At 61.1% G+C, this 26,169-nt stretch carries 23 protein-coding genes; 18 read left to right on the top strand and 5 right to left on the bottom strand.

Annotated features, from left to right (window positions below; all coding sequences use genetic code 11):
• The first annotated feature begins 118 nt into the window (after window positions 1–118).
• The 6 genes from AC0J1C_RS15935 (at window position 119) to gntR (ending at window position 5,650) form a co-directional block, all read left to right on the top strand.
• Window positions 119–790 carry a TetR/AcrR family transcriptional regulator gene (locus tag AC0J1C_RS15935; RefSeq protein ID WP_473044768.1) on the top strand — a complete coding sequence of 224 codons (672 nt, stop codon included), beginning with the start codon at window positions 119–121 and terminating at the stop codon, window positions 788–790.
• A 302-nt stretch (window positions 791–1,092) separates the two neighbouring features.
• Window positions 1,093–2,103, top strand: coding sequence for a TRAP transporter substrate-binding protein (locus tag AC0J1C_RS15930; RefSeq protein WP_473044767.1), 1,011 nt, complete (start codon window positions 1,093–1,095; stop codon window positions 2,101–2,103).
• Window positions 2,104–2,164: 61 nt separating this feature from the next.
• Window positions 2,165–2,767 carry a TRAP transporter small permease subunit gene (locus AC0J1C_RS15925; protein WP_473044766.1) on the top strand — a complete coding sequence of 201 codons (603 nt, stop codon included), beginning with the start codon at window positions 2,165–2,167 and terminating at the stop codon, window positions 2,765–2,767.
• Window positions 2,760–4,076 (top strand): TRAP transporter large permease, encoded by a 1,317-nt coding sequence (locus AC0J1C_RS15920; RefSeq protein WP_473044764.1) that lies wholly within the window; start codon window positions 2,760–2,762, stop codon window positions 4,074–4,076. Before AC0J1C_RS15925 ends, AC0J1C_RS15920 begins: the two co-directional genes overlap by 8 nt.
• A gap of 1 nt (window position 4,077) precedes the next feature.
• Window positions 4,078–4,608: a gluconokinase gene (locus AC0J1C_RS15915; protein WP_473044763.1), complete on the top strand. Its 531-nt coding sequence runs from the start codon at window positions 4,078–4,080 to the stop codon at window positions 4,606–4,608.
• A 43-nt stretch (window positions 4,609–4,651) separates the two neighbouring features.
• Entirely contained in the window at window positions 4,652–5,650 is a 999-nt protein-coding gene (gene gntR, locus AC0J1C_RS15910; protein ID WP_473044761.1) for a gluconate operon transcriptional repressor GntR, read from the top strand.
• A gap of 4 nt (window positions 5,651–5,654) precedes the next feature.
• Here the strand turns inward: gntR and yihA are convergent, their stop codons facing one another.
• On the bottom strand, window positions 5,655–6,278 hold the full coding sequence (yihA, locus tag AC0J1C_RS15905; protein ID WP_473044760.1) for a ribosome biogenesis GTP-binding protein YihA/YsxC: 624 nt from the start codon (window positions 6,276–6,278) through the stop codon (window positions 5,655–5,657).
• A 178-nt stretch (window positions 6,279–6,456) separates the two neighbouring features.
• Between yihA and AC0J1C_RS15900 the strand changes: the two genes are divergently transcribed.
• From AC0J1C_RS15900 to AC0J1C_RS15885, 4 genes are all read left to right on the top strand, one after another.
• Window positions 6,457–7,065, top strand: a complete 609-nt coding sequence (locus tag AC0J1C_RS15900) for a c-type cytochrome (RefSeq protein ID WP_473044759.1) — start codon at window positions 6,457–6,459, stop codon at window positions 7,063–7,065.
• 143 nt (window positions 7,066–7,208) lie between these two features.
• Window positions 7,209–7,844, top strand: a complete 636-nt coding sequence (locus AC0J1C_RS15895) for a thiol:disulfide interchange protein DsbA/DsbL (RefSeq protein WP_473044758.1) — start codon at window positions 7,209–7,211, stop codon at window positions 7,842–7,844.
• Window positions 7,845–7,901: 57 nt separating this feature from the next.
• A complete protein-coding gene (locus AC0J1C_RS15890) occupies window positions 7,902–8,762 on the top strand; it encodes an endonuclease/exonuclease/phosphatase family protein (RefSeq protein WP_473044757.1) in 861 nt (286 codons plus the stop codon).
• Between the two features lie 314 nt (window positions 8,763–9,076).
• Window positions 9,077–10,162, top strand: coding sequence for a porin (locus AC0J1C_RS15885; RefSeq protein WP_473044756.1), 1,086 nt, complete (start codon window positions 9,077–9,079; stop codon window positions 10,160–10,162).
• Window positions 10,163–10,315: 153 nt separating this feature from the next.
• Here the strand turns inward: AC0J1C_RS15885 and rpmG are convergent, their stop codons facing one another.
• From rpmG to radC, 3 genes are all read right to left on the bottom strand, one after another.
• Window positions 10,316–10,471 carry a 50S ribosomal protein L33 gene (gene rpmG / locus AC0J1C_RS15880; RefSeq protein WP_008173465.1) on the bottom strand — a complete coding sequence of 52 codons (156 nt, stop codon included), beginning with the start codon at window positions 10,469–10,471 and terminating at the stop codon, window positions 10,316–10,318.
• An 11-nt stretch (window positions 10,472–10,482) separates the two neighbouring features.
• Complete coding sequence (rpmB, locus tag AC0J1C_RS15875) at window positions 10,483–10,719, bottom strand: 50S ribosomal protein L28 (RefSeq protein WP_091988362.1); 237 nt, start codon at window positions 10,717–10,719, stop codon at window positions 10,483–10,485.
• A 238-nt stretch (window positions 10,720–10,957) separates the two neighbouring features.
• On the bottom strand, window positions 10,958–11,632 hold the full coding sequence (gene radC / locus AC0J1C_RS15870) for a RadC family protein (protein WP_473044755.1): 675 nt from the start codon (window positions 11,630–11,632) through the stop codon (window positions 10,958–10,960).
• Window positions 11,633–11,802: 170 nt separating this feature from the next.
• On the opposite strand from radC, the gene coaBC reads away from it, so the two are divergent.
• The 7 genes from coaBC to argA all read left to right on the top strand — a co-directional run bounded on the left by coaBC (window position 11,803) and on the right by argA (window position 21,163).
• On the top strand, window positions 11,803–12,999 hold the full coding sequence (gene coaBC / locus AC0J1C_RS15865) for a bifunctional phosphopantothenoylcysteine decarboxylase/phosphopantothenate--cysteine ligase CoaBC (RefSeq protein WP_473044754.1): 1,197 nt from the start codon (window positions 11,803–11,805) through the stop codon (window positions 12,997–12,999).
• Window positions 13,000–13,034: 35 nt separating this feature from the next.
• Window positions 13,035–13,496 (top strand): dUTP diphosphatase, encoded by a 462-nt coding sequence (gene dut, locus AC0J1C_RS15860; protein WP_473044753.1) that lies wholly within the window; start codon window positions 13,035–13,037, stop codon window positions 13,494–13,496.
• A 95-nt stretch (window positions 13,497–13,591) separates the two neighbouring features.
• A complete protein-coding gene (locus AC0J1C_RS15855) occupies window positions 13,592–16,231 on the top strand; it encodes a phosphomannomutase/phosphoglucomutase (RefSeq protein ID WP_473044751.1) in 2,640 nt (879 codons plus the stop codon).
• Window positions 16,232–16,286: 55 nt separating this feature from the next.
• Window positions 16,287–17,183: an acetylglutamate kinase gene (gene argB / locus AC0J1C_RS15850; RefSeq protein WP_091988346.1), complete on the top strand. Its 897-nt coding sequence runs from the start codon at window positions 16,287–16,289 to the stop codon at window positions 17,181–17,183.
• Window positions 17,184–17,205: 22 nt separating this feature from the next.
• Window positions 17,206–18,456, top strand: coding sequence for an acetylornithine deacetylase (locus tag AC0J1C_RS15845; RefSeq protein WP_473044750.1), 1,251 nt, complete (start codon window positions 17,206–17,208; stop codon window positions 18,454–18,456).
• A 26-nt stretch (window positions 18,457–18,482) separates the two neighbouring features.
• Window positions 18,483–19,652: an acetylornithine deacetylase gene (argE, locus tag AC0J1C_RS15840; RefSeq protein WP_473044749.1), complete on the top strand. Its 1,170-nt coding sequence runs from the start codon at window positions 18,483–18,485 to the stop codon at window positions 19,650–19,652.
• A gap of 203 nt (window positions 19,653–19,855) precedes the next feature.
• Window positions 19,856–21,163 carry an amino-acid N-acetyltransferase gene (gene argA / locus AC0J1C_RS15835; protein ID WP_091988338.1) on the top strand — a complete coding sequence of 436 codons (1,308 nt, stop codon included), beginning with the start codon at window positions 19,856–19,858 and terminating at the stop codon, window positions 21,161–21,163.
• Here the strand turns inward: argA and AC0J1C_RS15830 are convergent.
• Window positions 21,137–22,207 (bottom strand): aminopeptidase, encoded by a 1,071-nt coding sequence (locus AC0J1C_RS15830; protein WP_473044747.1) that lies wholly within the window; start codon window positions 22,205–22,207, stop codon window positions 21,137–21,139. The two genes, argA and AC0J1C_RS15830, sit on opposite strands and share 27 nt — an antisense overlap.
• A gap of 187 nt (window positions 22,208–22,394) precedes the next feature.
• Between AC0J1C_RS15830 and AC0J1C_RS15825 the strand changes: the two genes are divergently transcribed.
• Window positions 22,395–26,153: a DUF1631 family protein gene (locus tag AC0J1C_RS15825; protein WP_473044745.1), complete on the top strand. Its 3,759-nt coding sequence runs from the start codon at window positions 22,395–22,397 to the stop codon at window positions 26,151–26,153.
• The last annotated feature ends 16 nt before the right edge of the window (window positions 26,154–26,169 follow it).

Genomic DNA, 26,169 nt, shown 5'->3' with positions numbered 1-26,169 from the left:
AAAGTGCGCAATTTGCGTATGACGGTATTATTAGAGTATATACTCTAGTGAGTCAAGCAACGCCGGGTGGCGAATCAGGCCATCTGTGAACGACACAACAACACGTGCCGAAACCTCTATGAAAACCAGAGACAAGATACTCCTGGCCAGCCTCGATCTCTTCAACGACCGGGGCGAACGCAATGTCACCACGAACCATATTGCGGCGCACCTGGCGATTTCGCCGGGGAACCTCTATTACCACTTCCGCAACAAGTCCGACATCATCTACGAGATCTTTCTCGAGTATGAAAAGCTGGTGGATTTTTATCTGGATATTCCGGAAGACCGGGCCATGACCCTGGATGACATGACCTTCTACCTGGAATCGGTGTTTGACGGCCTGTGGAGCTACCGTTTCTTCCACCGGGATCTTGAGTACCTGCTCGACAGCGACCAGCGGCTGCGCGAAGACTACCGTGAATTTACCAATCGCTGCCTGGCGGCCATCAGCCGGATTTTCGAGAAGCTGGCCGAAGCCGGCATCATCGAGCCCCAGGAGGAAGATCTGCGCTCGGCCATGTCCCTGAACGTTTGGCTGGTGATCACCAACTGGATGGCGTTCCTGAAAACCGCCCATGCTGCGGAAGAGCCGGCCAGCCTGTCATTGACCGAGCTCAAGCAGGGCATCTACCAGGTATTGACCCTCGAGCTGCCCTACCTGACGCCGGCCTACCGTTCTCAGGTCCTGGCACTGAGGGAGAAATACCGGCCGTCGTTGCCCGAGGCCGGATTGATAACATGTACGTGAAAACCGAAATAACGGTCAAAAAATGAACATTTCCGGAACTTTTGAGGACTGGGCGACTCAAAGAAGTGACGTTGGGAATTCGGACATTCCTTGCGTCTCCTGAGTGAGTTCTCAGGTTTTAGCACGTCGCAAACCCTGACGTTTCACCGGTCTGTCCTATGGCAGGCCGGTTTTTTTTGAGCCGGGTTATCCCGCGCCTCTCTCCGTAATCTCCCCGGGCTTGTAAGTGGTTTGCGAATTCGATAGTCTGCAGATGTTACCGGTAACATACGCCGGCAAAACAACAATCAGGAGATCCGACCATGTTTCTGACCCGAGTTGCCGCAGGCCTGCTGTCTGCGACCTTCGCAGTGAGTGCCGTTGCGGCCGATTACACCTTCAAGTTCCAGTCATCCGACCCCTCCGGCGTCAAGAATTTTCAGATCCAGCAGGAATGGGCTGACCGCGTCGAAGAAATGACCGGTGGTCGCGTAGCTATCGACCTGTTGCCCGTGGGTAGCGTTGTCAGCCATACCGAAACTCTCGGCGCCATGAACATGGGTGTTCTGGACGGCCATGTTTCCGTGACAGGTTACTTTTCCGGTAAGGATCCCGCCTTCGGTCTGATTGGCAATACCGTTGGGGCGTGGTCAAGCCCGGATCAACTGATCGATTACATCAACTATGGCGGTGGCTATGAGCTGATGAACGAGCTTTACGCCCCTTATGGCGTGAAGTTTGTGGGTGGTGGCGGCACCGGGCTGGAGTCCTTCGTGTCGAAGAAGCCGCTGAATGGCGTCGATGACTTGCAGGGCCTGAAGATGCGCGCCCCGGAAGGCCTTGTGCAGTCGGTGTTTGCCGCCGCTGGCGCCGCACCGGTGAACCTGCCGGGCTCGGAAGTGTACACGGCCCTCAGCAAAGGGGTGATTGATGCCGCGGACTACACGGTGTTCTCCACCAACCACGAGGCTGGCCTGCATGAAATTGCGCCACACCCGGTCTACCCCGGTTTCCATTCGCTGCCGCTGATCGAGATTGCCATGAACCTGGAGGAGTGGGAGAAGCTTCCGGAGGATATCCAGGCCATCATGACGGTGTCAGCCCGTGACTTTGCCCAGGATATCAGCACCCGGCTGGCCATGGCCGACAAGAAAGCGGTCAAGAAGGCCCGGGCCAATCCCGACATCACGGTACATGACTGGTCGGCTGAGGAGCGTCGGAAATTCCGCACTATTGCCCGGGACCAGTGGAAGAAGTACGCCGAACAGTCCCCCAACGCCGAGAAAGTCTACAAGTCGGTAACCAGCTACCTGGAATCCCAGGGCCTGCTCTGACAACCGAGTCACGCCATCAGGCGCCGGCCAGTTACTGTCTGACCGGCGCTCGGAGTAGCCTATGTCTTCTGCACAAAGTACGGCCCAACCGGAGCCGGGTCCGGACCGTCAGGATCTGCTGCCCGAATCCGACGAGGATGTCGGATTCACCGGCCTGGACCGGGCCATTGTCTGGCTCGGCAAGAAACTGAGCCTGGTGTTTGCATTGATCGTGGTGGTTTCCTTTTACGAGATCGTACGGAGATACGTTTTCGATTCGCCAACACTCTGGGTTCATGAAACCGTTACCTTCGCCGGAGCCACCTTGTTCGTCCTGGGCGGGCTTTACGCCCTGGCCACGGATCGCCACGTGCGAATCGTGCTGGTCTATGACGCTGTGTCACCCAAGACCCAGCGCTGGTTGCGGGTGTTTCACCACCTGTGTGGCCTGGCCTTCTGCGCGATGATGCTCTACGCCAGCTGGTTCATGGCCAAAGGTGCCGTGCGGGCGCCCTGGGGTGGCTGGCGGCTGGAGACCTCGGGTTCCGCCTGGAATCCGCCATTCCCGGCGTTTCTCAAGGTAATCATTCTGGTGGCCATCATTATCATGATGGTCCAGTTCGTGTTGCACCTGATCAGGGACCTGCGACGCCCGGTTCAAGGGGGGGAGACCGACCATGTTTGAACTGGCCGCCCTGGGCATCGGTTACGGCAGCCTGATCATGCTGCTGTTGCTGATCGTGTTGCTGCTGACCGGAATGCAACTCGCGTTCGCCACCGGCCTGGTGGCGCTGATCTTCGCGTTGGGCTGGTTTGGCCCGGATGCCTTGCCAATTGTCAGCAGTAGGCTGTACAGCTTCATCGGCAACTATGTGTTCCTGGCCGTCCCGATGTTCGTGCTCATGGCGTCGCTGCTGGATCACTCGGGGATTGCCAGGGATCTGTTCGACGCCATGGCCCGCGTTGGCCGCAAGCTCCATGGCGGTGTTGCCCTGCAGACTCTGGTGGTGGCGGTGATTCTGGCGTCCATGTCAGGGGTCATTGGTGGCGAGACGGTGTTGCTGGGTATTCTGGCACTGCCCCAGATGCTGCGCCTGGGGTACGATCGCCGGCTGGCTATCGGGACCACCTGTGCCGGTGGTGCCCTGGGCACGATGCTGCCACCGAGTATTGTTCTGATTATCTATGGCCTGACTGCCAACGTCTCCATCGGCGACCTGTTCAAGGGCGCATTTCTACCGGCACTGATTCTGGCGCTTCTCTACATGGGGTATGTTCTGGTCCGGGTCTGGTTGAAACCGGAACTGGCACCCATTCCCGCTGACAGTGATGAACCAGAGCGTCCCGCGCCCAACTTCTTCAAAGCCCTGTTGTTTCCGATTCTGTCGGTGGTTGTGGTTCTTGGCAGTATCTACGGAGGCATCGCGTCTGTGACCGAAGCCTCGGCGCTGGGGGTTCTGGGCATCGCGATCAGTACCTGGATTCGCGGGGAGCTGTCGCTGCCGATGGTGCAGAAGGCCACCATCAGTACCCTGCGGGTATGTGGGATGATCATCTGGATCGGTATTGGTGCCACCGCCCTGGTGGGCGTGTACAACCTGATGGGCGGCATCGAGTTTGTCCGCGAGCTGGTCTTCACCGTCAGCGGCGGTGACGGACTGGCGACGATCCTGTTCATGATGCTGATCCTGTTGATACTGGGTATGTTCCTGGATTGGGTCGGCGTGGCGTTGCTGACCATGCCGATCTTCGTACCCATTGTGGTGGAGCTTGGTTACAGCCCGATCTGGTTCGGCGTGGTGTTCTGCATGAACATGCAGGTGTCCTTCCTGTCACCTCCGTTCGGGCCGGCGGCTTTCTATCTGAAAACCGTGACGCCCAAAGACATTTCCCTGGGTGAGATTTTCCGGTCGCTGTTGCCGTTCATTGCGCTTCAGATTGTCGCGCTCGGTCTGCTGATCGCGTTTCCTCAGCTGGCGTTATGGTGGCAATGACATGACTGCGCTGAGGATTGTTGTGATGGGTGTGTCCGGGTGCGGAAAAAGTCTCATCGGCGGGCGTCTGGCAGATGAACTTGAGGTCCCCTTCTTTGATGCCGATGATTTCCACAGCCCGGCCAATGTCGCAAAGATGGCCAGTGGCAGGCCACTAACCGACGCTGATCGCAGCGGTTGGCTGAGCGATCTTGCCGGGCTGATCCGAAGGCAGGACTCTGGGCTCGTGCTCGCCTGTTCGGCGCTAAAGCGGGATTATCGGGACCGACTGCGATCTGGTAACGCCGAAGTGCGCTTCGTCTACCTTCGTGGAGATATAGACACCATCTGGTCCCGACACGCCAGCCGCACAGACCATTACTTCAATGGTCGCGCGATGCTCGAGAGTCAGTTTGAGACCCTCGAGGAACCAGAGCCTGAATCTGAGCCCGATGTGCTTGTGGTAGACGTTCGAGAACCGCCTGAGCGCATCGTTGACTTGTGCCTGCGCTCGCTGGGATCCGGCGCCGGCGTTGGTGGAGCCGAACGGTGATGGCTCGCGTATCATGGGGGCCCAGTCGTTTCAGGAAAATCGAATGGTGAAGAAAAGACGCCCCACTTTGCAGGACATTGCCGATCGGGTTGGCGCTACCAAGATGACCGTGAGCCGGTGTCTCCGCGGCGGCGACAACGTTTCCGAACGAATGCGGGAGCGCATTTTTGCAGAGGCCGAAGCCCTGGGCTACATTCCGAACCGCGCGCCGGACCTGCTGTCAAAGTCCACCAGCCACGCTATCGGCGTGCTCCTGCCTTCACTGACCAACCAGGTCTTCGCGGATGTGATCAAGGGCATTGAGTCGATTACCGAGCCCGCCGGGTATCACCTGATGCTGGCGCACTACGGGTACAGCTCGGAGATTGAGGAGCGGAGTCTGGCCTCACTGCTCTCGTACAACGTGGACGGCGTGATCCTGTCCGAGAGCCACCATACTGACCGCACCCTCAGAATGCTGGGTACGGCGGGGGTGCCCACCGTGGAGATCATGGATACCCATACTCAGCCCTTCGAGCAGGCCGTCGGTTTCGACAATGTGCAGGCCGCCTATGACATGGTCCGGGCCATGCTCGATCGGGGGCGCCGTCGTGTGGTCTATCTGGCCGTGCGGCTTGATGCCCGGACGCTGCAGCGCCAGGAAGGCTACAACCGGGCCATGGAAGAACGGGGGCTGACGCCGGTGACCCTGCGCAGCGAGCAACGCTCCTCATTCAGTGTCGGTGCAACCCTTCTTGAACAAATACTGAGTGAGGCGCCAGACACCGACGCCATCTTTTGTACCAACGACGACGTGGCCATCGGTGCCTTTTTCGAATGCCAGCGTCAGGGGATCGCGGTGCCCGAGCGGATGGCCATTGCCGGCTTTCATGGCCATGATGTGGGCCAGGTGATGGTGCCCAGGCTGGCCAGCGTGGTAACCCCCCGGGAGGACGTGGGTCGCAGGGCCGCAGAAACCCTGCTGGCCCGAATTTCCGGCGCGGGCCCTGAGCCCCGGGTGATCGACCTGGGTTACCGGATCGAGCCCGGCGGGACGCTCTGAGCGGTCAGTCGCTCTCCAGCCAGGCGGTGAGGGCGTCCCGACATTCGTCCACACCCCGTTTTGAGGTGGCCGAAAACATGATCAGATGCTCGACGCACTGGAACGACTGCAGCTTCTTGCCAATGGTCAGCATGCTGGTTTTCGCCTGTCCGAATTTCAGCTTGTCGGCCTTGGTGGCGAGAATCATCAGCGGCAGGTTGTTATGTTCGCACCATTCCACCATCATTTGGTCGAAATCCGTGAGCGGGTGGCGAATGTCCATCACCAGAACCAGGCCGCGCAGGCAGCGCCGATCGTTCAGATAGTGACCCAGATGTTCCTGCCAGTCGTCTTTCATGTCCCGGGAGACCTTGGCGTAGCCATAGCCGGGCAGGTCCACCAGCCGGCATTGTTCCCGGTTGAGAGAGAAAAAGTTGATCAGCCGGGTCCGGCCCGGCGTTTTGCTGGTACGGGCCAGCTTGCCGTTGGCGGTGATGGCGTTCAGCGCGCTGGATTTGCCGGCATTGGAGCGGCCGGCGAACGCTACTTCGGCACCGATGTCCGGCGGACATTCGTCCAGGCGGGAGGCGCTGATCAGGAACCGGGCGCTGTTGAAGGAGAGGCTTTTGGAGGTCAGTTCGGGGTCCACAGCGGTTGGCTTTCCTTTGGATTTCAGTTATCAGGGATTAATGTATAATGCTACACCAATTCCGGGCGGAGCGCTGAGCGCGACCGCTGTCAGCCCCGGTCTTGAGCCTGCCTGGTCAGCGCCTGCCGGTTGTACGACGAAGAATACCTTTTAAAAAGATGAGAGAAGCGGAGCGAGCATGAAAAAACTGATCGCAGGAGTTGTTCTCGGTTTGGGCCTGACGGCGATGGCCCACGGGGCAGGAGATCCTCAGGCAGGCGAGCAGAACGCGGCGGTGTGTGCCGGGTGTCATGGTCAGGGTGGCCAGAAGCCGGTGATGGGTGTGTACCCCAAGCTCTCTGAGCTGGGTGAGCGTTACCTGTACAACCAGCTGACCCTGATCAAGAGCCAGGAACGCATGATTCCTGAAATGACCGGCCTTCTGGATAACATGTCGGACCAGGATCTGCAGGACCTGGCGGCCTACTTTGACAGCCAGGAGATGATTGTCAGCCAGGCCGATCCTGATCTGGTGGATGCAGGCGCTCAACTGTACCGTGGCGGCAACCTGGCCACCGGCGTGCCAGCCTGTGCCGGCTGCCATAACCCTCAGGGTAAGGGCAACGAGCCCGCCGGTTACCCGCATCTGGGCGGCCAGAATGCCGAGTATGTTTCCAAACAGCTGAAGGCCTATCGCGATGGTACCCGCGACTCAGGGCTCAACGCTTCCATCATGATGGATGTGGCGGCCAAGCTGACCGATGCTGAGATTGAGGCTGTTTCAAGCTACATTTCCGGTCTCAACTGAGCCGGCGGCTCCAGCCTGAAAACCCCGCGTCACGCGGGGTTTTTTTATGCCCTTTCAACTCTGTAACCGCCGGCGTGTGGAACTTTTCAGCCCCGGTAGGTCATAATCCCCCGACGAGATATTCAGATGAGCGGAGATTTTTCATGATTCGATTCTTCAGACTGGCCCTGCTGGCGTTGCTGACCGTGGGTGTTTCCGCGCTGGCCAATGCCGCCGAGTGGCAGGAAGGCACCCACTACAACCGGCTGGACAATCCGGTGCGCACCAGTAGCGACTCCGGAGTCGAGGTGGCCGAGATCTTCTGGTACGGCTGTCCGCACTGTTATAACTTCAAGCCACTGGTGGAGAACTGGGAAGCCAACGCGCCAGAGTACGTCAACTTCGTGAAAATTCCAGCCGCTCTGGGGCGCAGCTGGGAACCCCACGCCTACGCATTTTATGCCCTGGAAGCCATGGGTCAGCGGGAGAAGGTCCACGATGCGCTGTTTGAGGCCCTGGCCGGAGAGCGCCGTCCGCTGAACACCCCGGAGGCGCTGGCGGACTTTGTGGCCCAGCACGGCGTGGACCGGGAAGAGTTTCTGAAGAATTACAAGAGCTTTGGCGTGAACGCCAGGGTCCAGAAGGCGCAGTCAAAGATTCGGGGCGCGCGCGTGACCGGAACTCCGACTATGCTGGTTAATGGCAAGTACACCGTGACTGCATCCATGGCCGGCAGCCATGAGGCGGTTCTGGACGTGGTGGACTATCTTGTTGCCAAGGAGCGTGGAGAGGTCCAATAACCGTCGTCTCTCTGGACGCCGGGAAATCTGGGTGGCCGGCCGGTTGAGACTGCCCCTATGTACAAGCGTATCCGACAACAGCTGAACGGCATTCTGAAAACGGATGGCGCCCCGAGGGGCGCCTGCTCCGGCACGGAGCATGTGCCGGAATTCGAGCCGCATCGGCACATCCGCCTGCTGACCTTCAATATCCAGGTGGGCATCAATACTTCGTCCTACCGGCACTACCTGACCCGAAGCTGGCAGCACATCCTGCCTCACCGCAATCGCATCGAGAATCTCGACCGCATCGCCTCGCTGCTTCGGGGGTACGACGTGGTGGCCCTGCAGGAGTGCGACGGGGGCAGCCTGCGCAGCGGCTACATCAATCAGGTTCAGTACCTCGCCGAGGCCGCCGGCATTCCGTACTGGTACCAGCAGCTGAACCGCAATCTCGGGCAGATCGCCCAGCACAGCAACGGCCTGCTGAGCCGGTATCGGCCACTTGATGTCACCGAACACAAGCTGCCCGGCCTGATACCCGGCCGTGGTGCCATCATCGCCCGCTACGGCACCGAGCATGACCCGCTGGTGCTGGTTCTGATGCACCTGTCCCTGAGCAAGGCGGCTCAGCAGCGTCAGCTGGGTTATATCCGAGAGCTGATTGCCGATTACCAGCACGTGGTGCTGATGGGTGATATGAACGCCCACGCCGAGCAGCTTCTCACCCAGACCCCTCTGAAGGAAACCGACCTGGTTCCTCTTCCAGACACTGCCCACAGCTTTCCGAGCTGGCGCCCGGAGAAGGCCCTGGACCACATTTTGGTGAGCCCGTCGCTGGAGATCCGGCGCTCGGAGGTGGTCAGCTATCCAGTCTCTGATCACCTGCCCATTGCCATGGACGTGGCCCTGCCGGAAGGCTACCTGGAAAAGTTCTGAGCATCTCCGGAAAACCTGGCTCGCAAACCCCGACAGAATGGGTGGAAATTCACCCCTGAATTTCGCGACTTTGGGTGGAATAACACCCATTGAAGTGACCCCTGGTGGGCTGCGAATGGCGGTGCTGACAATCTAACCAACTGAAAAATCGAAAGATCGGCCAATGCTTTCCCCGCCTGCTGGACTTGGCGCAAACCTTGCCATGTTTCTTTCGGCGCCGGCCTGTTTTAGCCCTGTCCGGCCCTGAACAACGATAAGCGGTGCAGGCACTTCCGGCCTGTCGTCCAACAAAAAATAAATCGGGAAGCAATTCTGTGAATAAACAAAACAAACTTCGTTCTGCAATTGTCGCAATTGCCTGCGGTGTTACCTCCACAGGCGTCCTGGCCCAGGCATCGGTGAACAACGTGACCGTGGACCCCTATGGTCAGATCAACCTTGGTGTGATGGTGACGGACTCAGCCGCCGGTACCAAGACCTATACCGCCGATAACGACAACAGCGCCAGCCGCGCCGGTGTCCGGATCAGCGGTGACGTGGCCGATACCGGCCTATCCGTGGGCGCCCATGTTGAGCTGGAGTACCAGGTTAACGCCTCGAATGCGGTTTCCGAGGACGTTCGCACTGTATCCGGCGAGTTCAATGAGCGTCACCTGAACATTTACCTGGCCGGTGCTTTCGGCAAGGTGTCGGTGGGCCAGGGCGATGGCGCTGCCAACGGTAACATCGAGCAGGATCTCTCCGGCACAGCTGTGATTTCTTACGCCAACCCGGCCCTGATCGGTGGCGGCCTGAGCTTCGTCGATGAGTCGACGGCTGACGCCGTACAGTTCAGCAGCGCCATGAGCAACCAGGATTTTGAAAGCCGCTACACCCGCGTTCGCTATGATCTGCCGAGCGTTGGTCCGATCAAGCTGGCCGTCAGTCAGGGCACCAAGAGCGGAGACGACGACGTGACCGAACTGGGTGCACGTTTCAGTGGCGAGCTCGGTGGAAAGGTGATCGCGGCTCTGGGGTATTCCAGCAAAGACGTGGGCGGCGTTGCTGACAAGCTCGATATCATCGGTGGATCGGTATCCTGGTTGCACGACAGCGGTGTTAACGTCACCGGCGCATACTCGACCGCCAGCGACGATAACCCCGCCAATCCGGATTCGGATTTCTACCTCGTGAAGCTGGGCTACAAGACCGGCAACCATGCCATGGACATCCACCTGATGGAAGCCTCTGACCGGGTAGCCGAGGGTGACTCGGCGCAAACCGTCGGTGTGGGCTATGTCTACACGCCGGTGAAGTACTTCAGCGCCTACGCTGGCTACAACGCCAACTCACTGGACCGTGATGCCGGCGATTACGAGAACGTGGACACCCTGTTTTTGGGTGCCCTGCTGAAGTTCTGAGTTGTTGTTCCACACGTTTGACCCGAAAAAACCCGGCTTTATGCCGGGTTTTTTTCTGGCAGTTTTTTTCAGGTAACTTTTCTTCGGGTAACTTTTCTCCGGGTAATAAAAAACCCGACACAAGGCCGGGTTTTTGTCAGGTCGCCGGATCAATTATTTGATCTTGGCTTCCTTGTACGCAACGTGCTTGCGGACAACCGGATCGTACTTTTTGATCTCGATTTTTTCCGGAGTGTTACGCTTGTTCTTCTTGGTCGTGTAGAAGTGACCAGTACCTGCTGATGAAACCAGCTTGATTTTCTCGCGCATGATGCGGCTCCTTAGAATTTCTCGCCGCGGGCACGAAGATCGGCCAGCACAGCGTCAATGCCTTTTTTGTCGATGATGCGCATGCCCTTGGTGGAAACGCGCAGCTTCACGAAGCGCTTCTCGGACTCAACCCAGAAACGATGGTTCTGCAGATTCGGCAGAAAACGACGACGAGTGTGGTTCATCGCGTGGGAAACGTTGTTACCGGACAGCGGGCGCTTACCGGTAACCTGACAAACTCTGGACATACTTGCCTCCGACCTGAGCAATGGTCTTAATAATACGAATTCGTTTTTAATGCGTCTCTGGTTGCTCGGGTGCCATTCAGCCCCCGTTCGCGCCTCTAAACTGAACGCTGCTCGCCAGACGCCGCCAGAAAGGGACGCTTTTATACCAGAACTCGACCCCCAACGCAAAAAATTGTTGGGAATTTGGCCAGTTTTCCGGTACCCGTGTACACGGTCCGCACCTCATGCCGCCCGGGCGTTACATCAAACCCCGTTCAGCCAGGGATATTACCTCACCGTGCCCCACAACCATATGGTCAAGAACCCTGATATCCACCAGCCCCAGGGCTTCCTTCAGACGGCGGGTCAGTGAGATGTCCGCCTGACTGGGTTCGGCGACGCCCGACGGGTGGTTGTGGGCGAAGATCACGGCGGCGGCGTTATCCTCCAGCGCCTGTCGAACCACTTCACGAGGATACACCGCAGCTCCGTCAATGGTGCCCCGGAACAGTTCCCGGTACTGGATGACCCGGTGCCGGTTATCCAGGAAAAGGCCGGCAAACACTTCGTGGGGGTAGGTGCCCAGCCGGCTGGTGAGAAAACGCCGGGTATCCTCTGGAGACCGCAGCGGATCGCCCTGGCGCAGGGGCTCGTCCATGACCCTGCGGGCCATTTCCATGGCGGCCTGAACCTGGGCGTACTTGGCGGTGCCCAGGCCTCGCACCTCGCAGAATTGCCGGCGGGAGGCGGTGAGCAGCCCTCGCAGCCCGGAAAATTCGTCGATCAGATGACGCGCCAGGGCCATTACCGGCGTGCCCGTGGTTCCGGTGCGCAGGAAAATGGCCAGAAGCTCCGCATCGGAGAGGGTCTGGGCACCGTGGGTGAGCAGGCGTTCCCTCGGACGTTCGTCCGTGGGCCAGTCGGATAGAGGCATATCGGCTTCCTTGCGTTGTCAGGTGTGAACCGGGGCATCCTGCTCCGGGTATGGCGTCGTTTACCGAAAAACGGACAATCTGTTGGTCTGTGCCGGGCTAACCGGGCTGTTGTGCCGGCCAGAGCATGCTATCTTATAAGCCTTTATTTTCATATGGAATCGGAGCCTTCATGGCCGCCAGAAAGATCCTCCTGGGAGTGACGGGTGGCATTGCCGCCTACAAGAGTGCCGACCTGGTTCGTCAGTTGAAAAAGGCGGGCCATGAGGTTCGCGTGGTGTTGACCCGGGGCGCGGAAGCGTTTGTGACCCCGTTGACGTTCCAGGCGCTCAGTGGCGAACCGGTGCGAACCTCACTGCTGGATCCGGAAGCCGAGGCCGGCATGGGGCACATCGAGTTGGCCAAGTGGGCCGATCTGGTGGTCATCGCCCCGGCGTCTGCCGATTTTATCGCCCGGCTGGCCCAGGGCATGGCCGATGACCTGCTGACCACCGTCTGCTGTGCCACCGAAGCCCCGATTGCCGTCGCCCCCGCCATGAACCAGGCCATGTGGCGCAATGGCCGCACCCAGAGAAACCTCCGGCTGCTGGAGCAGGATCCCCAGATCGAACTCTGGGGGCCGGACCAGGGTGATCAGGCCTGCGGCGATACTGGGCCTGGTCGTATGCTTGAGCCCGTGGCACTTGCCCAACGGGTACAGGAGCAGGGCGCTTCGGTCGACGGTGCGGCCCTGTTTGGCAAAACCGTGGTGATTACCGCCGGCCCCACCCGGGAGCCGATTGATCCGGTGCGCTACATCAGCAATCACAGCTCGGGGAAGATGGGCTATGCACTGGCCGCCGCTGCCCGGCAGGCTGGAGCGAGAGTTGTCCTGATCAGCGGTCCGGTCACTCTGGCGCCCCCGGCGGGTGTAGAGGTGCGTCAGGTAATGACAGCCGAAGACATGCTTCGTGAGGCCTCGGGCGCGGTGGATGAGGGCTGCGACCTGTTCATCGCGACGGCGGCCGTGGCCGACTACCGCCCGGAAACCTGTGCCGGCGACAAGATCAAGAAATCCAGTGAAGCCATGTCGCTGCCCCTGGTGCGCAATCCGGATACCCTGGCCACCATTGCCGGTCGTGAAGATGCGCCTTTTACCGTCGGGTTTGCCGCCGAAACCAGCGACGTGGCCCGTTATGCCACCGACAAGCTGCAACGTAAAAAACTGAACATGATTGTCGCCAACGATGTCTCCGCGCCCGGCCTGGGCTTCAACAGCGAGAACAACGCGGTGACCGTGTTCTGGCCCGGCGGCCAGGAATCGATCGGGCCGGATACCAAAACACGCATTGCCCGGCGGTTGATCGCAATGATCGCCGAGCGTCTTTAACAGGTCTCTCAGCAGCCATTGCAACAGGATGTCCCATGATCAGGAAAAATCTGCAGGTACGAATTCTCGATGACCGCATCGGCAACCAGATTCCGTTTCCGGAGTATGCAACGGAAGGCTCCGCCGGTCTTGATCTGCGCGCCTGCCTGAAAGAACCGGTGACCCTGGCCCCGGGTGACACCCAGCTGATCCCCACCGGCTTGTCCATTCACATCGCCGATCCGTCGCTGGCGGCCATGATCCTGCCGCGAAGTGGCCTGGGCCACAAGCACGGGATTGTGCTGGGTAACCTGGTGGGGTTGATTGATTCCGACTACCAGGGCGAACTGATGGTGTCCTGCTGGAACCGCGGCCAGACCGCGTTCACCCTGAACGTGGGCGAGCGTCTGGCACAGCTGGTGCTGGTGCCCGTGGTGCAGGCCGACTTCGAGGTGGTCTCGGAATTCGATGCCAGTGCCCGCGGTGACGGTGGCTTCGGCTCCACCGGCACGGCGTGATTGACTGGCCGGCCACGCAGAACAGGGGGCCGGCGTCTATACTTTGCGGATAACTGTTTGTCCAGGACGAAAAAATTACAACTGCAGGATGGACTATGAAGCTGGGTAAGAAGAAGACGGCCGAGGCGTCGGTGAGCGGGAAACCGGACAAGACGACGGGCAAGATAGGCAAAGCCAAGCCAGCCGGCCCAAAGCTCAAGCGGCTCAATTCGGTGGCGGTAAACCAGTCGCTGGTGGTTCTTCTGGCCGGCGTGCTTGCGATTGCGCTGCTGCAATTTATGGTGGTGCAGCCTTCGGCCCGGGATCGACTCGAATCTCTCCGGACGCTGGAGGTGGACGCCGCCGCCCTTCGTCTGAACCAGTACTTTGAACAGTTGCAGCAGAGCGTCGGCGGGCTCGCCAGCCAGCCCCATGTAAGGGCGGCGCTAACGACCACCGGCAACCTTGATGCCACCGAGCGCCAGCTGCTCAGTGCCTTGCCGGGTATTGAGGCGGTTCACCTGTTCCCCTATCGGGAGGTCCCGAGGACCGCCGGCGGAGAGGGCCTTCTGGGCTTTTCCGGGCTGGAGTTGGCGCGCCGGGCCGAGACCGGGCAACCGCTTTATCCAGACGCCTTCCCGCGGGATAACCGGTGGTTTGTACAGATGGCCGCGCCGGTGCGCAATCCCAACAGCAACGCGGTTATTGGCAGCCTGCTGGTGATTTTCGATACCGCCCGCATCCAGCCGCTGCTGCAAGTGGTCAACCAGCCCCTCGGTGGCCAGCTCGCGCTGGTGCAGACCGTCTCCGGCACTTCGCGCACCGTGATCAGCAGTGGCAGTGGCTCGGGCCCGGCAGCATCCCGCCCCCTGACCAACCCCGACTGGACCGTAACCTACACCCCGGCCAAAAGCCCGCAGCCACCGGTTGATATTGTTCTGCTGGCCCTGCTGGTTGGCGTTCCCGCCCTGTTGGCTGCGATTGTGGTCTGGGTCCTGCTCGGTGGCGCCCAGAAGGGCCTCCGCCAGGACATGAGCGTTCTCATTCAGTGGGCCCACAAGGTGTTCAGTGGCGAGCGGGTCAAGTTGCCGGCGTTCCGCTGGGATATGGCGGCGTCAACCGGTGAGGTGCTGTTCCGCTTGTCCCAGGTGGTCGATAAGCGCGTGGCCAAGGCCGGAGAATCGGCCAGGCCCAAGGGCGGTGCAGCGAAGCCCAGGCCCGGTGGCACCGAGGGCGCAGACGAGCCGCTGTTCCAGGACAAGGATATGCTGGACATTGATATGCTTGACGGAGACGAGGACGTACTCGGTTTTGGTAGCGGCGAGGATACCGTCTTCGGCTCCGAGGACACGCCCGAGGTTGAGGATGTAGCATTACCAGAAGTGGCGCTGTCTCGCGATATCTTCCGGGCCTACGACATCCGCGGAATTGTCGGCGATAGCCTGACCGCCGAGGGAGTACAGGTCATTGGCCGGGCCATCGGTTCCGAGGCCAGGGAGCGAGGGGTTGACCGGCTCTGTATCGGCTATGACGGCCGGCATTCCAGTCCTGAGCTTGCCAACGCACTGGCCCGGGGTGTCATGTCGACGGGCTGCGATGTGATCCATGTTGGGGCGGTGCCCACCCCGGTTCTGTACTTTGCCACCCACGAGCTTGGTACGGGTTCCGGAGTTATGGTCACCGGCAGTCACAACCCGGCCAACTACAACGGCCTGAAAATCATGCTCGGCGGCGAAACGCTCTCCGGCGAAGCCATCGAGAAACTCTACCAGCGCACACAGACCGGTGATTTCGCCAGCGGCCAGGGCAGCCAGAGCAATGAAGACGTGCGCAGGGCTTACCTCGACCGGATTGTGGGCGATATCGCGGTTGCCGCGCCCCTGAAAGTGGTGGTTGATGCCGGCAACGGTATCGCGGGCGAGCTGGGCCCCATGCTGATCGAGGAACTGGGTTGCGAGGTGATCCCCCTGTACTGCGACGTTGATGGCGATTTTCCCAACCATCATCCGGACCCGGGCAAGCCAGCGAACCTGGCGGACCTGATTGAGCGGGTGCGCTCGGAAAAGGCGGATATCGGCCTCGCGTTTGATGGCGACGGAGACCGCCTGGGTGTGGTGACCAATTCCGGCAAGATCATCTGGGCTGATCGTCTGATGATGCTGTTCGCCCGGGACGTGGTGTCCCGCAATCCCGGCGCCGACGTCCTGTACGACGTGAAGTGCAGCCGGCGCCTGGCGGGTGTGATCTCCGAGGCCGGTGGCCGTCCGATCATGTGGAAAACCGGCCACTCCCTGATGAAGGCCAAGATGAAGGAAACCGGGGCGCTACTGGCCGGTGAGATGAGTGGCCATATCTTCTTCGGGGAGCGCTGGTACGGCTTTGACGACGGCCTGTATTCTGCTGCTCGCCTGCTGGAAATTCTCGGTATCGAGGACCGTCACAGTGATGATGTCTTCGAGGATTTCCCGGAGGACATCAGCACGCCCGAACTCAACGTTGACGTGACGGAAAGCTCGAAGTTCGACATTGTTGCGCGCCTGGCGGAGACCGGCGAATTCGGCGATGGCAACATCAGCACCATCGACGGCATCCGGGTCGACTATGCCGATGGCTGGGGCCTGTGTCGGGCCTCGAACACCACCCCGGTGCTGGTCCTCCGGTTTGAAGCGGAGACCGAGGCGGCTCTGGAGCGCATCAAGACAGTTTTCCGGGAACAGCTGCAGAAGGTGGCACCGGACGTGGTCACGGATTTCTGACTCCGGGGTGAAAACCCCGGGTAACCCATTCAATCAGGATTGCGAAGGCAGGAACATGGCACTGGATCGTGAAACCGCAATGCAGGTGGCCTCGGTATTAAGCCGGGGTCTGCCCTACATACAGAGATTCACCGGCAAGACCGTGGTCATCAAGTACGGCGGTAACGCCATGGAAAACGAGGATCTCAAGAGCAGCTTCGCTCGCGACGTCGTGCTGATGAAACTGGTGGGCATCAACCCGATCGTTGTGCACGGCGGCGGGCCGCAAATTGGCGAGCTGCTGGAACGGCTCAATATCCAGTCCCGTTTCGTCAATGGCATGCGGGTGACCGATGCCGAAACCATGGATGTGGTGGAGATGGTTCTTGGCGGCCAGGTGAACAAGGAGATCGTCTCTCTGATCAACGCCCACGGTGGCACCGCGGTTGGCCTGACCGGTAAGGACGCCAACCTGATCCGGGCCCGCAAGCTTGAGGTAGTGAACCGCTCACCGGAGCTGGAGCGTCCGGAGATAATCGATATCGGTCATGTGGGCGAAGTGGCGAGCGTGAATGTCGATGTGATCGACATGCTCACCCGCAGCAATGTGATCCCGGTGATTGCGCCGATTGGCGTGGGCCCGGACGGGGCCTCATACAACATCAACGCCGATCTGGTTGCCGGAAAGGTGGCCGAAGCCATGAAGGCGGAGAAACTGATTCTGCTGACCAACGTCTCGGGCCTGAAGAGCAAGGAAGACAAGGTGCTGACGGGGCTCACCGCCAAGCAGGTCAACGACCTGATCGAGGATGGCACCATCCACGGCGGCATGTTGCCCAAGATCCGTTGTGCCCTGAGCGCGGTGGAGAACGGCGTTCGCACGTCGCACATCATTGACGGCCGGGTTGCCCATGCCTGCCTGCTGGAAATCTTTACCGATGAAGGCGTGGGCACGCTGATTTCCCGCAACTGAAGGCCCGATAAGGAGCACCCGGATGAAGCGCCTGTTCGCGACGCTGGTGATTGTGGTGGTGGTCGGCCTGGTCGCTTTCAAGGCCGGCGTCTGGTGGCTGGCGGATCAGCGCCTGGCGGAGCTCAGAAAAGGCCTGGAGGCATCCGGTGTGTTGCATCGGGGCAGTATCAGCTCCGGGGTTGATGGACGCCTGGTCCTGAACGACGCGAGTTGGCAGGATTTCGAGCTGACCCAGCCCCTCGACATCCAAAAGGTGGAGTTCGATGCGAGCTCCCCGGTCAGCCTGCTTTCAGCCCTGATCGACCCTACCCGCCTGCCCGGGAGCTGGACGCTGAGCCTGGAGGGGCTGGAACTGGACCTGGAGCCGACCATGCTCCGCAACTGGGTCACCGCTGAAGGCCCCAACAGCGACGGCGAGCCGCCGCTGTTCATGCTGTCCTGCGCGCCTGATCCTCGCCAGCAACTGGGCAGTGGCGACCTTATCCGGATGGGCGTCACCCGTCTTACCGGTGAAGCCTTTATTCGCCAGAGCCCGGAAGGACTTCAGGCCGAACTCAATACCCTCAGCACCGGCAGTCTTGAGCTGAACTGGCCCGGCTCCCGGGTGCAGGTTACCGATACCCTGCCTGCCATCGACGATGCCGGCGAGCCGATGCGCCTGACCGTGCGGGATGCCGGATTGATGCGCCGCATCGCTGCCTACTGTGCCCGGGAGGTGGGTGTGTCTGCCACCGAGTGGGCCGCGCGAGCGGTGCAGGCCCTGGAGGGCGGTCTGGCGGCCCGTGGCCTGGCGCCGAGCGACCAGTTGAAGGCGCTTTACCGGCAATGGTTGCTGGAAGGGGGTGAGCTTATCCTCTCGATCCGGCCGGAGGCGGCGCTGCTGGGCATCCCGGTGCGTACCGACGAGGTAGGCCAGGCCGGTAACAGCTGGCCAGTCCGCTACAATGGTTCTGAGGTGCCGGATGTCTATCTCAATGAGGTGGCGCCGGCCGCGGAAGTGCTCCCGGAGACCGCCGTGGAGCCAGTGGTACAGCCCGAAAACCCGGATGTGGAAGCCTGGTATCCGGAACCCCTCGACACCGCCGGCCAGTGGGTTGGGCGCAAGGTCCGGGTCACGCTCTCCAATGACAACAGTGTGGAAGGTCGACTGGTCAGTGTCGGAGAGCGGGAGCTGGAAGTCGCCCGGGTGATTGCCGGCGGCGAGGTGGCCTATCCCATGCTGATCCGTGCCATCACCAACTTTGAAGTATGGCGGCGTGGCCGTGCACAATGATTCCAATGGGAATCTGAGAGGAAACTATGTCGCAGTCCGATAACTCATCTGCCACGGTGCCGGGCATCCGTGACATGCTTGCCCGGCTGATTTCGCTGCCGTCCATCAGCAGCGCCTCCGCCGAATGGGACCACAGCAACGAGCCGGTTGTCCGAACCCTGGCCGAGTGGCTTGAGGCCCTGGGTTTTGCCGTGGAGATCCTGGAAGTGCCCGGCATGCCCGGCAAGTTCAACCTGATTGCGACCCTGGGCAGCGGCCCGGGTGGGCTGGTGCTGTCTGGCCACACCGATACGGTGCCGTTTGACGACAAACGCTGGCAGAGCGACCCCTTCACCCTGACCGAGCGGGACAACCGCTGGTATGGTCTGGGCACCTGCGACATGAAAGGCTTCTTCCCCCTGGCCATCGAAGCGGCGAGGGCGTTCGTGGATCAGCCCCTGAAGCAGCCTTTGATCATCCTTGCCACTGCCGACGAAGAGAGCTCCATGAACGGCGCCCGGGCGCTGGCCGAGGCCGGCAAACCCAGGGCGCGCTATGCGGTCATTGGCGAGCCCACCAGTCTGAAGCCAGTGCGCATGCACAAGGGCATAATGATGGAGCGGCTGAAGTTCGAGGGCCAGTCCGGGCACTCCTCGAACCCGGCGCTGGGCCGCAACGCGATGGAAGGCATGCACGAAGCCATGACTGAACTGCTGGCCCTTCGCGCAAGCTGGCAGGAAAAGTACCAGAATGCCAACTTCGAGGTGCAGGTACCAACCCTGAACCTCGGCTGCATTCACGGTGGCGACAACCCGAACCGCATCTGCGCCCAGTGCGAGCTGCACTTTGATCTGCGGCCACTGCCGGGCATGAACATGGAAACCCTGCGTCAGGCGATCCTGAGCAAGGTGCAGCCAGTGGCCGAGCGCCGGGAGCTGTCGCTGGAATTCGAACCGCTGTTCGATGGTGTGCCGCCGTTCGAGACCCCGGCCGACGCCGCCCTGGTCAAGGCCTGTGAACAGCTGACGGGCCACACGGCCCACGCGGTGGCCTTTGCCACGGAAGCCCCCTGGCTGCAGCAACTGGGTCTGGAGACGCTGGTTATGGGCCCCGGCTCCATCGACCAGGCCCACCAGCCCGACGAATTTATAGAGCTGTCGCAGCTGGATCCGACGGTGAAGGTATTGAGGGGACTCATCGAGAAATTCTGTCTTTAATACTGGCGCCGGCAACGCGAAAGTCTGCGGAGAGTCCTGGCGGGGAGGTTTGCCAAAACCGTGGAGCGCCAGGGATGGCGCGACCGAGCCCTACAGGGACGTATTTACGGGCGTGTTTTGGCAAACCTCCCCGCCAGGACTCGGCGAACTCCCGATGATAGATGCCCGGCTGTTAGCGGATAACGAATAACCAGGAGAAAGGTTTGAAATCAAACGACTGGCTGCATGGATTTCGCCACTCATCCCCCTACATCAACGCCCACCGCGGCCGTACGGTGGTGCTGACCATTCCGGGGGATGCCATTGAGCATGGCAATTTCATCAACATCATTCATGACATTGCCCTGCTCAGCAGCCTCGGTGTGCGACTGGTGGTGGCCTTCGGGGCGCGCCCGCAGATCCAGGCGCGGCTGGACAGCGCCGGCGCCGAATCGTCGTTTGCCCGGGGCCTGCGCATCACCCCGGAAGATCAGCTGGGCATGGTAATGGAAGCCATCGGCGGCCTGCGCGCCTACCTGGAGAGCCAGCTGTCCATGGGGCTGGTGAACTCGCCCATGCACAACGCGCGCATCCGCGTGAGCAGCGGAAACTACGTGGCGGCCAAGCCCGTAGGTGTACTCGACGGCAAGGACTTCGGTTACACCGGCAAGGTGCGTCGGGTGGACGTGGCCGGCATCGAGAAGCTGCTGGAGCAGGGCCATATTGTGCTGTTGCCACCCATGGGCTATTCCCCCACGGGGGATGCCTTCAATCTCTCTTACGAGGATGTGGGTAGCCAGGTTGCTGCGTCGCTGCAGGCGGAAAAGCTTATTGTGTTCATTGATGATCCGGGCCTGCTGGAGGAAGACGGCTCGCTGATCCGGGAGCTGTCGGCACGTCAGGCATCCGAGCGTCTGGCTTCCGGGGCGGTGACCGGACACGACGCCGCGCTGCTGCGCGCTGCCTGCGACGCCTGCGTGAAAGGGGTACGTCGGGCCCACATCATCAGTTACGTGGACGACGGCGCCCTGCTGGAGGAACTGTTCACCCGGGATGGTTCCGGCACCCTGGTCAGCGGCGACAATTACGAGCAGATCCGTCAGGCGCGGGTAGAGGATATTGGCGGTATCCTGGAGCTGATCCAGCCCCTGGAGGAACAGGGCATTCTGGTGCGGCGGTCCAGGGAAATGCTGGAAACCGAAATCGACCGGTTTGTGGTGGCCGAGCGGGACGGCACCATCGTGGGTTGTGCCGCGCTGTACAGTTACCCGGAGGAAGGTGCTGGCGAGCTGTCGTGCTTCGCGGTGGATCCTTCGTATCGCCGGGCCGGGCGCGGCGACGAGATCCTGGCCATGGTCGAGAAGCTGGCCCGGGGGCACGGGCTGCAAAAGCTGTTTGTGCTTACCACCCAGACCGAACACTGGTTCCGCGAGCGCGGTTTCCAGGGCTCCACCGTGCAGTCCCTGCCGGGCCCGAAACTGGCCTCCTACAACACCCAGCGCAATTCAAAGGTGTTCGTCAAACCGCTCTGACAGGGCGGAGAGTTGCTGTGCCCGCAGTTCGGCGGGTTGCTCGGAGAGGCGTTTTACCTCTTTGTAGAACTCCGGAAAACGGTAGTCGCTCTCCCTGAGCAGCTGGCGGAACGCCGGCAGGTGCTGGTTGTACTGGCGGAACAGTGCCAGGTGGGCGTTGTTCAGGGCCAGCGGCGGCGTGCCGAAGGGGCCAGGCTCCCGCCATCCAGCCACCATCTCCTGGTAGCGTTGTTCAAGGTCTTCGAAGACCTCCGCCTTGCGGGTTCTGAGGGCTTCTTCGGGCAGGGAGCCCCGGCGCGCGTACAGGCTTTCCAGTTGCTCGGTGGTGTGGTCCACCAGGGCCAGGGTCTGGTTGCGCCGGCGGATCCGGTCCAGGGCCCGCTCGAACTGCTCGGGCTCTCCCTGTTCCTGCAGCCAGAGCCGGAGACCTTCCAGCTCGACAGCGGTCGCGAAACTTTCGTTGAAGGCAGTATCGTCGCCAATGTATACCACCCGATGGGCCAGTTCGTGGAACATCAGGGCTACCATGCGCGCCTCCGGTAGCCGGGTAAAGCCGGAGTGCAGGGGATCGTCAAACCAGCCCAGGGTCGAGTAGGCGGTCACGCCGCCGATAAAGGTATCGAAGCCCCGGGCCTGGAACCGCGCCTGCTCTGCTCTGGCGTCGTTCAGGTCAAAGTAGCCCCTGTAAGCCTGGCAACCGAGCACCGGGTAACACCACTGGTGCGGCTCCAGCGAGAATTCCGGCGTGGCCACCACATTGACCACGACCCAGGGCCGGTCCAGTTCCACGTAGTCGGTGAAGGCGTCGCCGACCGGCAGTGCCAGGTGCCTGGCGGCAAACGCGCGGGCGGACTGGGCAGTGGCCAGCTGCTGGCGCAGGTCGTCGGGTGTATCCCGATTCCGGATGAGCGCCTGCACCGGTTCGCCCCCCATCATGAGAGACAGATGACCGGTGACGGCCTGGCTGTAGTAGCCGAAGGTCGTACACCCGCTAAGCATTGTTACCAGTAGCAAAAGTAGATAGATCTGACTAAGCTGTTTCATGGGTCAGGATGTTATCGAGGGTTGTTTTGCCCGAGGGGGCCGGACCGCTATAGTAATGCCATGGATCAGAGCGTAACGCCATGGCTTGGATAGTAGCAGGTGGCATCCACCACAGTGTCAGGGACGTAAGTCGGTAGCGGGCAGCAGACCCAAAGACCCGTCCGGCTTTGCGAGATATCAGGTATACATGGACCCTAGAGAACGTCGTAGCAGCCCCCGTCAACCCATCAAGCTCGCCGCGCAGATTGATCTGGGAACCGGCGAGTCATGGCCGTGCCAGATTGCCGATTTCTGCGCCGAGGGCCTGTTTGTCCGTTATTCCACGGAGACATCACGCAAACTCGACCGGGTTTTCGCCACCGAAACGCCGTCGGAGCTGATCATCCGCTTCCGCGGCCTGGACGGCGCCCGTCGCCATGAGCTGCACGTGGGCGTGGTACGGCGCATTGACGGTGCCATGGGAGTTCATTTCAGCCGGCCCAACCCGCAGGCCGTCGATGCCATGCTACAGCTGTGCGGCGGTTCCCGAACACAGGATCGCTCCTCCCTGCGAGCGCCGAGCGATCGAATCCAGTTTGTCCTGCACCAGTCGGCCAAGGCGGTCACCCAGTATATCGAACCGTTGATGGACGCCTGCTTCGTGAAAATGGTCGAGGCGCTCAAACTGGCGGCCCAGAAGGCAGCCAATGATCAGCAGGCCAACGAATACATGGATGCGTCTGGCCAGATCCAGGCCCGCCAGCGGGTCATCTGGCACCAGATGTCGAAGAGCCTCGAGTCACCCCTGAAACCGACACCCAAGGGCTTTCCCGGCTCGGAACTGTCGGTGGTGGACAAAGGCGAGTTCGAGGACTGGCTGACCATTCGGGTGATGGTCACCAAGGCCGATACCCTCTATCGCGGCGACCTGCTCCAGCTCAAGCTCCGGCTCGATAAACTCGGCATTGCCAATGCCACCGGCCATCACAATCCGCTGGGGCCATCGCTGGTCTGTGAAGCCTTCCATCATGGCCTGAACCAGCTCAAGGCGCCCAGGGAGGTCGAGAAAGTCTGCCTGAAGGTGTTCGAGCAGACCGTGCTTCAGCAGCTGGGGCCGCTTTACAAGGAACTGAATGACATTCTGATCCGTCACGGCGTGCTGCCGGACCTGGATCTGAGCAAATACCTCAGCGAACAGTCTGGCACCAAATCCGAGCCAGTTGAGCCGCCGAAGAAGAAACCGGACGCCTCGCTGAAAACTCCGGTCGCCGAGACTTCGGCAGGCAGCGAAGCGACTGCCAAGGCAGCCGCTCCCCGCCGCAAGCCCAGCCGCCTGGGCAGCGAGTTCCAGGGTTACGCGCAGGCGGCCCAGACCGCGTTTGCCACCGTTCGTAACCTGCTCACCACGCTGAGTGCCAGTCGGGTGGCCCGGGGCGATCCGGAGCCATTGCCGTTTGCACCCAATGCCCGGCCCCTGTCATCGGGCGAGCTGCAACGGGAACTCCAACAGCTGCAGGTCGAAGTGCCGGAGGCCGGTGAAGCGGTGGCACCCCTCAGGGAGCGAGTGGTGGAGAAGGTTCGTGAGAGTGGCGACACCCGTCTTGACGAGGAGCAGCAGGGCACCCTGGATGTGGTGGACCGGTTTTTCCGCTCCGTGGTGGAGAGCCCCAAGCTCAGTGAATACGCCCAGCAGCGGATGCGCCAACTGGAAGTGCCCGTGCTCAAGGTGGTCATGCGCGATCCGGGCTTTTTTGACGATCAGGACAGCCCGGTAAGGGGCGTGATGAACCGGCTGGCGCAGCTGGGGGTCAAGGGTGGTCGGATCAACCCGGTGGTGCAACGCCGGGTTGACGAACTGATCCAGCGGATCACTACGGATTTCGAACAGGACACCGGGGTCTTCGAGCAGACGGTTCAGGAGCTGGATACCCTGATCGACCGCCAGAACCTGGTGTACCGTCGCAATGTGGAACGGGTAACCGCCGCCGCCGAGGGTGCCCAGAAAGTGGCGGAATCCAAGAAAGCGGTTGCCGAGGTGCTGGACCAGCGCCTGGGTGGTCGCAAGGTGCCCCGGGCCATCGTGAGTCTGCTCGATGGCGGCTGGCGCGACCTGCTGTCGCTGACCTGGATTCGTCAGGGGCCGGACAGCCAGCTCTGGCAGGACTACCTGTCGGTGATTGATTCCCTGCTGGCGTTCGCGGACGACCCCAACAGCTCGATCAACCTCCCGGAACTGCTGCGGGTGATCCAGGACGGCCTGGCGTCCATTTCCAGTAACCATATGCCGTCGTCGCAGATCCGGGATGAACTCAAGCAGTTCCTGGTGCGTGGACCGGACCAGTCGCCGGAACTGGTGGAAGTACCTTCGGCGCGCCCGGAAAAGCCCGGCACCGTTCAGCTTTCGGAGCGGGAACAGCGCAGCTTGCAGCGCTGGATCAACCGGGCCCAGCAGCTGCGCACCGGCGACTGGCTGCGGGATCAGGAAAAGCCGGACGAGCCGCAATACATTCGTCTGGTGTGGATTGCCCGGGGCTTCAGCCGCTTTGTGTTCGTCAACCACCAGGGTATGCGGGTGGTAGAGCTGGAACTGGAGGCCCTGGCCCGGCAAATGCGCAAGGGCATCATCGTGCCGGACAACCAGTACGAGCGACCGCTGGTGGACGAGAGCATCGACCGGATGGTGCGCAAGGTATACGACCAGCTGTCCTGGGCGTCCACCCACGACGAGCTGACCGGCCTGCTCGGGCGTCGTGAGTTCGAGCGCATGCTGGACCAGCAGCTGGCCCGTCAGGAGGATGAACGCTCGCTGGTGCGCCTGGACCTGCGTCGGTTCCGGTTGCTCAACGACACGGCCGGTTACCAGGCTGGCGATGAGACCCTCAAGCGGGTGGCGGACATTCTGCGGGAACACGTGGGGGATGGCATGCCCGTGGCCAGGCTGGCTGGCAACGAGTTTGCCATGCTGGTGCCCTCTGAAAATGCAGTCACCGCGGCAGAGAGGCTGGTGAAGGCGATCGAACAGGCCGAATTCAGTTTCGAGGGCCGCACTTACCGGCTGTCGGCCAGTGTCGGGGTGGTACCAACCCTGCCGGCCCTGGTGAGTGCGGAACGGTGGCTTAGGGCCTCTGAGCAGGCGCTAGGCGCAGCCCGGCAAAAGGGCCATGGTAAGGTGTCGGAATACACCCTGGATGCCGGCGACCAGGCGCGCCAGGAGCAGATTGCCGCCAAGGTGGCGAGCCTGAGCAACCTCAACGAAGAGCGCATGCTGCTGAGATGCCAGAAAATCATCCCTTTGCACCCGGGTGCCGGTATGGCTGCCCAGTACGAGGTGCTGATCAGCATGTACGATGACGAAGGTACGCTGATCACCGGTCGGGACTTCGTTCGGATGGCCGAACGCTACGACCGGATGCAGGCGGTGGACCGCTGGGTGGTCGGCCATATGCTGGACTGGCTTCGGGAACAGGCGCCGGATCCACGCCACTTCGGCGGCGTGTGCATCAACCTGTCGGGCTACTCCATGAATGATCAGTCGCTGCTGGAATTCATCTATGAAAAGCTCAGCGAGAAAGACGCTCCCATCGAGCGGCTGTGGTTCGAGCTGACAGAGGCCTCCGCCATCACCGATGTGCAGTCGGTGGCGGACTTCATCCTGGAAATGAAAGAGCTCGGCTGCCGGTTCTGCCTGGGCAACTTCGGCAGCGGCCCCAGCTCCTTCGAGTTCATGCGCTCGCTGCCGGTGGACCTGATCAAGATTGACAGCGCCTTCACCGGCCAGGTGGCCAGCAGCGAGACCGACCGCGCCATGGTCAGGTCCATGGTGGACATGGCCCACTACATGAACCGGGAAGTGATCGCCTCCCAGGTGGAATCCCGGGATGTGCTGGATATGCTTCGCCAGCTCGGCGTGGACTACGCCCAGGGCTTCGTGGTCGAGAAACCCCGACTGCTCGACAGTCTCACCTGAATCCGGCACTCTGCCC

Source organism: Marinobacter sp. E2 (assembly GCF_055755345.1).
Note: the sequence above shows the minus strand (reverse complement) of the source record. Positions and strands in the feature narration are given on the sequence as shown.

Coding starts and splice junctions, on each gene's coding strand:
- rpmG (WP_008173465.1), bottom strand. CDS start 10,471: ATGCGCGAGAAAATCAAGCTGGTTTCATCAGCAGGTACTGGTCACTTC.
- AC0J1C_RS15895 (WP_473044758.1), top strand. CDS start 7,209: ATGATTCGATTCTTCAGACTGGCCCTGCTGGCGTTGCTGACCGTGGGT.
- AC0J1C_RS15900 (WP_473044759.1), top strand. CDS start 6,457: ATGAAAAAACTGATCGCAGGAGTTGTTCTCGGTTTGGGCCTGACGGCG.
- AC0J1C_RS15855 (WP_473044751.1), top strand. CDS start 13,592: ATGAAGCTGGGTAAGAAGAAGACGGCCGAGGCGTCGGTGAGCGGGAAA.
- AC0J1C_RS15925 (WP_473044766.1), top strand. CDS start 2,165: ATGTCTTCTGCACAAAGTACGGCCCAACCGGAGCCGGGTCCGGACCGT.
- dut (WP_473044753.1), top strand. CDS start 13,035: ATGATCAGGAAAAATCTGCAGGTACGAATTCTCGATGACCGCATCGGC.
- AC0J1C_RS15845 (WP_473044750.1), top strand. CDS start 17,206: ATGAAGCGCCTGTTCGCGACGCTGGTGATTGTGGTGGTGGTCGGCCTG.
- rpmB (WP_091988362.1), bottom strand. CDS start 10,719: ATGTCCAGAGTTTGTCAGGTTACCGGTAAGCGCCCGCTGTCCGGTAAC.
- AC0J1C_RS15935 (WP_473044768.1), top strand. CDS start 119: ATGAAAACCAGAGACAAGATACTCCTGGCCAGCCTCGATCTCTTCAAC.
- AC0J1C_RS15920 (WP_473044764.1), top strand. CDS start 2,760: ATGTTTGAACTGGCCGCCCTGGGCATCGGTTACGGCAGCCTGATCATG.
- AC0J1C_RS15830 (WP_473044747.1), bottom strand. CDS start 22,207: ATGAAACAGCTTAGTCAGATCTATCTACTTTTGCTACTGGTAACAATG.
- coaBC (WP_473044754.1), top strand. CDS start 11,803: ATGGCCGCCAGAAAGATCCTCCTGGGAGTGACGGGTGGCATTGCCGCC.
- AC0J1C_RS15890 (WP_473044757.1), top strand. CDS start 7,902: ATGTACAAGCGTATCCGACAACAGCTGAACGGCATTCTGAAAACGGAT.
- gntR (WP_473044761.1), top strand. CDS start 4,652: ATGGTGAAGAAAAGACGCCCCACTTTGCAGGACATTGCCGATCGGGTT.
- radC (WP_473044755.1), bottom strand. CDS start 11,632: ATGCCTCTATCCGACTGGCCCACGGACGAACGTCCGAGGGAACGCCTG.
- argE (WP_473044749.1), top strand. CDS start 18,483: ATGTCGCAGTCCGATAACTCATCTGCCACGGTGCCGGGCATCCGTGAC.
- argB (WP_091988346.1), top strand. CDS start 16,287: ATGGCACTGGATCGTGAAACCGCAATGCAGGTGGCCTCGGTATTAAGC.
- AC0J1C_RS15915 (WP_473044763.1), top strand. CDS start 4,078: ATGACTGCGCTGAGGATTGTTGTGATGGGTGTGTCCGGGTGCGGAAAA.
- AC0J1C_RS15930 (WP_473044767.1), top strand. CDS start 1,093: ATGTTTCTGACCCGAGTTGCCGCAGGCCTGCTGTCTGCGACCTTCGCA.
- AC0J1C_RS15825 (WP_473044745.1), top strand. CDS start 22,395: ATGGACCCTAGAGAACGTCGTAGCAGCCCCCGTCAACCCATCAAGCTC.